The organism is uncultured Campylobacter sp. (assembly GCF_938031315.1).
In the GTDB taxonomy this organism is placed as follows: Bacteria; Campylobacterota; Campylobacteria; order Campylobacterales; family Campylobacteraceae; genus Campylobacter_B.
The window spans coordinates 1-2220 of the sequence record NZ_CALHHT010000116.1; the positions used below are offsets into that span (position 1 = coordinate 1).

The following is a 2220-nucleotide window of genomic DNA, read 5'->3' on the forward strand; positions in this document are numbered from 1 at the left end:
GTGCGAGCGCTGCGGCGGTAAGTGCTGCACGGGAGAGAGCGGCTACATCTGGATAGATGAGAGCGAGATTGCAGCGCTAGCGGCAAAATTTAAAATTTCGCCCGCAAGGCTTAAAGAAATTTATTTACAAAAAATAGGCGCTAAATTTAGCGTAAAAGAAAAGCCCTTTGAAGGCGGCTTAGCGTGCGTGTTTTTTGACGAAGCGCAGCGCAACTGCGGGATTTACGAGCTGCGTCCGAAGCAGTGCCGTAGCTTTCCGTTTTGGGAATATTTTAAAACGCATACTAAAGAATTGGAGGAAGAATGTATCGGGGTAAGGTTTTAAGTGGAATTTTAATCGCGGCGATGATTTTAGCGCCGCAGTATCTAAGTGCGGAGGGTAGGACGAATGCTGCAGCAGCGAAGCAGTCCGTTACGGATAAAAAGGCGTCTGATCGGAATTCCAGCATTGGCACAAAAAACGGTGCAAAAGATGCAATTAAAAAGAGCTTGATAAATCGCGGCGTAAGCGCTAAAAGTATAACCAAAGAAAAGTTAAATCACGCGATGCGAGCGCAAGAAGACGCCGAGCTAAATTTCGATTTGCTTACAGCTTTGGAGCTACTGCATAAAGATCCCGTCGCATCGATGTTTTTATACGAAAAGGCATACAATAAAACAGGCTCGTCCGTTTATCTGCTAGAAGCGCTAAAGACTGCTTTTGCGATCAAAGATCGTAAAAATACGGCGCGCTATTTAAAGCTCGGCGAAAAAAGCCTAAACTCAGACTCCGAGTATCTGCGAGTAAAAATCGGCTACTACTTAGGCATTAAAGATAATCTAAATGCCAATACTGCTGCTCTTAAGCTAGTCACCGTAGATCCCGTTTCGCGTAGTTACGCGATCTTAGCGGCGACATATTATGCGATGGAGAATTTTACTTTAGCCAAAACCTACTTTGAAAAAGCCTATGAGCTAGACAAAACTGACGAAAATCTCATCAGATTATGCGACGTGTTGCTAAATAAACTCGATGATTCGGACGGAGCGATCCGCATCATCGAGACGCACAGGCGCATCTACGGCTGCGCCCAGGGTATGGCGTGCGAGCTGCTAGCTGATGTGTATCGCGCGAATAAACGCTATTTGGATGTCGCTAAGATCGATGAAGCGCTGTATGAAGCCAAAGGGGATAATAAATTCTTGGACGATATGATAGCGATTTATTACTACTCAAACGACTTTGATAAAATAATCGAGCTTTTGAAGAAATACGACTACAAGCGCGAGCTTCTAATCGATGCCTACGCGCATAAGAAAGACTATAAAACCGCGATTAAAATGGCACGCGATGAGTTTATGAAGACCAAAAATTACGACTTTTTGGCGATCGAGGCGATCTATGAATATGAAAGTGCGGGCAAAAACGTGGATGCCAAGACCCTATCTAGCGTAGTGGCAAAATTTGAAAATATTGCGCCGCAGCTTAAAGACCCCGTGCATCTAAACTACTACGGATACATTTTAATAGATCACGATTTGGACGTTCGCAAGGGCATCGAGCTCGTCCGCCGCGCTCTACAAAAAGACCCCGACTCACCGTATTATCTGGACTCGCTTGCTTGGGGATACTACAAGCTTGGCGAGTGCGACAAGGCTAAAAATGAAATGGCTAAGATCAAAGACGCAGAATTTTTTAATTCCCCCGAAGGCAAAGAGCATTTAGAGGCGATCGATGCGTGCGCCGCGGGCACAGGCGTAGCGCCGCAGAATTCCATATCGCAAGACCCCGCTACGATAAAAGGCTCCACGCCGAAAGATCAGGCGCCGCAAAGCCCGGCAATAAAAATCCCTTCGCCTAATTCCATAAAATCTACGGCGCCCGAAAGCTCTGCGCTAGATTCCGCACGTCCAAGTCCCACCACAACGCAGAATTTAACGCCAAAAGACTCCGCTTCGCAAAATTCTGCTGGGTCTGCAAATTCCGCGGTTCAAAACCAGACACCAAATTCTGCGGCGTCTGAAAATTTTGCGACGCCTATAAATTCCGCCACGCAGAATTCTGTCTCGTCAAGACAAAATTCCGTATCGAGGCAGGATTTTATGCCAGAGCAAAATTCTACGTCGAAAGAGCCTGCCGGCTCTAAAATCCAGACACCAAAGCAGTAGCGATGATTTTGGATGAAATTTTAAAACGCACCCGCGAGGATCTCGCGCTTCGCAAAGAAAGACTGCCCGAGG

At 46.4% G+C, this 2220-nt stretch carries 2 protein-coding genes; both read left to right on the top strand.

Annotated features, from left to right (window positions below):
• Positions 1–325: YkgJ family cysteine cluster protein (locus Q0236_RS03245; protein ID WP_297915102.1), on the top strand; the 325-nt coding region annotated here is incomplete at its 5' end.
• On the top strand, positions 304–2148 hold the full coding sequence (locus tag Q0236_RS03250; RefSeq protein ID WP_297915105.1) for a hypothetical protein: 1845 nt from the start codon (positions 304–306) through the stop codon (positions 2146–2148). The genes Q0236_RS03245 and Q0236_RS03250, both read left to right, overlap by 22 nt.
• The last annotated feature ends 72 nt before the right edge of the window (positions 2149–2220 follow it).

Excerpts from the sequence above, each read along its gene's own strand:
- Q0236_RS03250 (WP_297915105.1), top strand. The coding sequence starts at position 304 with ATGTATCGGGGTAAGGTTTTAAGTGGAATTTTAATCGCGGCGATGATT.